General features: G+C 56.9%; 4 protein-coding genes and 1 pseudogene. 1 reads left to right on the forward strand and 4 read right to left on the reverse strand.

Annotated features, from left to right (window positions below; genetic code table 11):
* The coding region (locus tag OQZ28_RS17200; RefSeq protein WP_458136683.1) for a hypothetical protein at nt 1-372 on the forward strand (372 nt) is incomplete at its 5' end.
* Here OQZ28_RS17200 and OQZ28_RS17205 read toward each other — a convergent pair.
* From OQZ28_RS17205 to OQZ28_RS17220, 4 genes and pseudogenes are all read right to left on the reverse strand, one after another.
* Nucleotides 369-1,532 (reverse strand): S-(hydroxymethyl)glutathione dehydrogenase/class III alcohol dehydrogenase, encoded by a 1,164-nt coding sequence (locus OQZ28_RS17205; protein ID WP_194265583.1) that lies wholly within the window; start codon nt 1,530-1,532, stop codon nt 369-371. The genes OQZ28_RS17200 and OQZ28_RS17205 overlap by 4 nt on opposite strands.
* Nucleotides 1,533-1,568: 36 nt before the next feature.
* A complete protein-coding gene (zigA, locus tag OQZ28_RS17210; RefSeq protein WP_194265584.1) occupies nt 1,569-2,798 on the reverse strand; it encodes a zinc metallochaperone GTPase ZigA in 1,230 nt (409 codons plus the stop codon).
* Between the two features lie 13 nt (nt 2,799-2,811).
* Nucleotides 2,812-3,108: pseudogene (locus OQZ28_RS17215) on the reverse strand (phosphoribosyl-AMP cyclohydrolase); the annotation flags it as partial.
* A 72-nt stretch (nt 3,109-3,180) separates the two neighbouring features.
* A partial coding sequence (locus tag OQZ28_RS17220) for a Tn3 family transposase (RefSeq protein WP_458136684.1) occupies nt 3,181-4,094 on the reverse strand: 914 nt, incomplete at its 5' end.

The raw sequence follows: 4,094 nt of genomic DNA on the forward strand, positions 1-4,094 counted from the left end.
CGAGCAAGCCGCTCTTCAACATCAAAGAAACCAGGCTGTTTCATTATTCATTCATCCACCCAATCACCACAGGAGGTATGGAATCACAGATACGCACTCAAAACCATGGAGTTTTTAGAACCCTCCATCTTTCGAGTGGATGACAACACCATCCTGAATGTTCGATCCACTCCCGATCCGGATGGGCTCGACATGGCCATTTTCATCGGATTCATCAGCACGAATAACGGCATAGGGGCCGATGAAGACATCGCCTTCGACGATCACATGACCGCACAGGATCGCGGTCGGGTCGACAAAGGCGCTTTCAGAAACTACGGGGAAATCACCGCGCGGATTTGGTCTCAGCATAGCCACATTTCATCTCCTTAAAGATCGGTCAGAATTTTGCCAGGCAGGTCATTCGACAGGGTTTCTCCCGGCTGATAATGCATGACAGAGCGAATGGCCTCTCCCCGATGCAGAAGATCAAATGCCGTATTGATCCGGTCATGCGTCATGTTGTGGGTGATGTAGGGATCGACGCTGAACTTGCCAGCCAGCCATTCATCGACCATGCCGGGTAGCTGCGAACGCCCTTTAACCCCCCCAAAGGCCGTGCCCCGCCAGACCCGCCCCGTGATCAACTGGAAAGGCCGCGTCGAGATCTCCTCGCCAGCCCCGGCAACACCGATGACCGTGCATTCGCCCCAGCCTTTATGGCAACACTCAAGAGCCGCGCGCATAACATCAACGCGACCGATCGCCTCAAAAGAATAATCCACTCCGCCGCCCGTCATCTCGACGATCACTTTCTGGATCGGATCGGTATGATCGGTCGGATTGACGAGATCGGTCGCCCCCAGATTTCGGGCCAGCAGAAACTTCGCCGGATTGGTGTCGATGCCGATGATCCTTGCGGCACCGGCCATGACAGCCCCCTGAATGACGGCCATGCCAATCGCGCCGAGACCAAAGACAGCCACGGTCGAGCCTGCTTCCACCTTCGCGGCGTTCCGCACGGCGCCCATGCCTGTCGGGACGGCGCACCCCATGACGCTGGCTTTGGCAAGCGGCGCATCTTTGGTGATCTTCGCCACGGCAATTTCGGGCAACACGGTGTATTCGCTGAACGTGCTGGTGCCCATGTAATGAAAGATCTGGCGACCCTTGTAAGAAAAACGGCTCGTGCCGTCGGGCATCAGCCCAAGCGCCTGTGTCTCGCGGATGGTCGAGCAGAGATTGGTCTTGCCCGAGCGGATCATCGGGCAGTTCGGGTCTTCGGGAATATAGAGCGGAATGACATGATCACCCGGAGCAACAGAGGTGACGCCTTTGCCCACATCCTCGACGATCCCCACGCCCTCATGGCCAAGAATGCACGGAAAGCGTCCTTCCGGATCATGCCCTGACAGGGTGAACATATCTGTATGACACAGGCTCGTGGTCACGATACGAACCAGAACCTCGCCGTCTTTCGGACCTTCGAGATCAACCAGATCGATCTCAAGCGGCATGTTGGGTTCCCACGCAATGGCAGCTCGGGTTTTCATGGAAATGTTCCTCAGTAATGACGTGTGATTGCTCGTTCAGGCCGGCTCAAGACTTTCCGACTGGCGACGCCAGACCGGAAAAGGATCGGGGAGGCGTGCGTAGCGTGACGGCTCGAAAGGGGTATCTCCGAGATCCGGCACAAGACAGGCATCAAGGTCCCGGCGCAGTCCTGCTTCATCCATCTCCGCCGTGCCGATGAAGACGATTTCCTGCCGCCGGTCGCCATAGACGGGATCCCAGTTCCCCAGAACGAAATCCCGCCACTGATCTCTGTCCGGCCATTGGTTTTTCGGAATCGCGGCCCACCACAACCCCATTGCTTCGCTCCGCACAAGGGCTCCGGCCTGACTCATTTCTCCTACCCAATCCGGGCGCGTGGCCAGCCAGAAATGACCTTTGGCGCGCACGACACCCGGCCAGTTCCGGTCAAGAAAGGCCTGGAATTTCGCGGGCTCGAACGGACGCCGCGCCCGGTAGACGAAATTGCGAATGCCATATTCGTCCGTTTCAGGAACATGATTGGCAAACCCGTAAAGTTCCTTGAACCACAACGGATGCTGGTGCGCCTTGTCGTAATCGAAGCGACCGGTATTCAGGATCCGTTCAACAGGAACCCGTCCCATATCGGTCTCAATGATGTCGGCGTCTGAATTCAGCGCACGAATGATCTGCCTCGCCGCATCAACCTGATCCGGTGTAGCGGTGGAGACTTTGTTGGTCACCACGACATCAGCAAACTCGATCTGCTGGACGAGCAGATCGACCAAGGCACGCTCGTCGTCCTCCCCGGCTGTTTCGCCCCGATCCTTCAGAAAATCGCTGGATGAATAGTCGCGCAGGAGATTGACCGCATCCACGACCGTCACCATCGTATCCAGCCGTGCGATATCGCTCAGGCTGACATCATTCTCGTCACGGAATTCGAACGTCGCAGCGACAGGCAATGGCTCCGCGATGCCCGTGGATTCAATGAGCAGATAGTCGAACTTCCGCTCCTCTGCGAGCCGTCGGACTTCCTGCAACAGATCATCGCGCAGGGTGCAGCAGATGCAGCCATTCGTCATTTCGACCAGCTTCTCATCGGTGCGCGACAGATTGCTGCCGCCCTCGCGCACCAGATTGGCGTCGATATTGACCTCGCTCATATCATTTACGATCACCGCGACCTTATAACCCTGACGGTTATTCAGAACATGATTGAGCAGGGTCGTCTTGCCCGCGCCCAGAAAGCCGGACAGCACGGTGACGGGAAGCCTGTTGTCCATAGGTGTTTCTCCTCTAGAGCTGCGTCGGGTTCGGGACATCGCCATAGACGGCGACCGGATCGAAGGTCTTGTGCGTTTCGCAAAAGACGAGTTCAGCCGCTGACGCCGAAATGACTTCATCAGCAGGGAGATCGACACGCCGGTAAAAACAGCTTCGATAACCCACATGGCAGTTCGCTCCTGTGCCCGCAGTGCGCACGCGCAACCAGACCGCGTCCTGATCGTCGTCGATCCGCATTTCGATGACATGCTGGATCAGCCCGCTCGTGGCCCCTTTCCGCCAGAGGCACTGGCGACTTCGGCTCCAGTAAGGGGTCACGACACGAAAGTGTATTTTACGTACGCTTAGGGTGAACACCTACAGAACCGCCAGCATTGGGGTTCAAGCGACAAGCAGGGATGCAGGCACCCGAAGCGGACGTAACGCGCCCGCTTCGGGCTGCTCATCGACATTCCAGCGATAGTCCCCTGTCAGAGAGATATGCTCCCAGCCGAGGGGTGCAATATGCCGCGCCAGGTCATCGGAAATGCCGAGCGTTGCGATGGCAGACTGAAGATAGCGCGTATTCCATAGGATAACCGCTGCCACCAGCAGGTTTAAACCTGACGCTCGATAAGCCTGATTTTCAAAACGCCGATCCCGCAGTTCACCAAGCTGGTTGAAGAAGAGCGCCCGGGCCAAAGCATTCCGGGCTTCTCCCTTATTGAGTCCAGCCTGGGTTCGTCTGCGCAAATCCAAATCCTGTATCCAGTCGAGCATAAAAATTGACCGCTCGATCCGGCCGACTTCGCGCAAAGCCACAGCCAGACCATTCTGACGGGGATAAGAGCCGAGCTTCCGCAGCATGGCCGAGGCCGTCACGGTTCCACTGCGAATGGATGTGACCAGACGCAGCAGGTCGTCCCAGTGGGCCGCAACATGATCGGTATTGATCGGGTCACCGGCCATTCCACTCAGGAGATCACCGGGGCTTTGATCTGGAAACAGGTGAAGTTTCCGCTCTTTCAGATCCCGTATCCTGGGCGCAAATCGATAACCAAAGAATGGCATCAGCCCGAAAACATGATCCGATGCCCCACCCGTATCTGTATAATGCTCTTCAATGGAAAGTCCGTTAGCATGATAAAGCAGTCCATCCAGAACATAGGGCGCTTCACCGGCCGTCGCCGCAATCACCCGGGTCGAAAACGGATCATACTGATCGGAGATGTGGGTGTAGAAACTGACGCCCGGTTCACTGCCATTGCGCGCATTGATATCGCTGATCGCAGCGCCTCTGCCACCTGCATGAAACA

The organism is Komagataeibacter sp. NFXK3, assembly GCF_054182245.1.

What these genes read in the sequence shown, in the direction of transcription:
- zigA (WP_194265584.1), bottom strand. Translation starts at nt 2,798, where the DNA reads ATGGACAACAGGCTTCCCGTCACCGTGCTGTCCGGCTTTCTGGGCGCG.
- OQZ28_RS17205 (WP_194265583.1), bottom strand. Translation starts at nt 1,532, where the DNA reads ATGAAAACCCGAGCTGCCATTGCGTGGGAACCCAACATGCCGCTTGAG.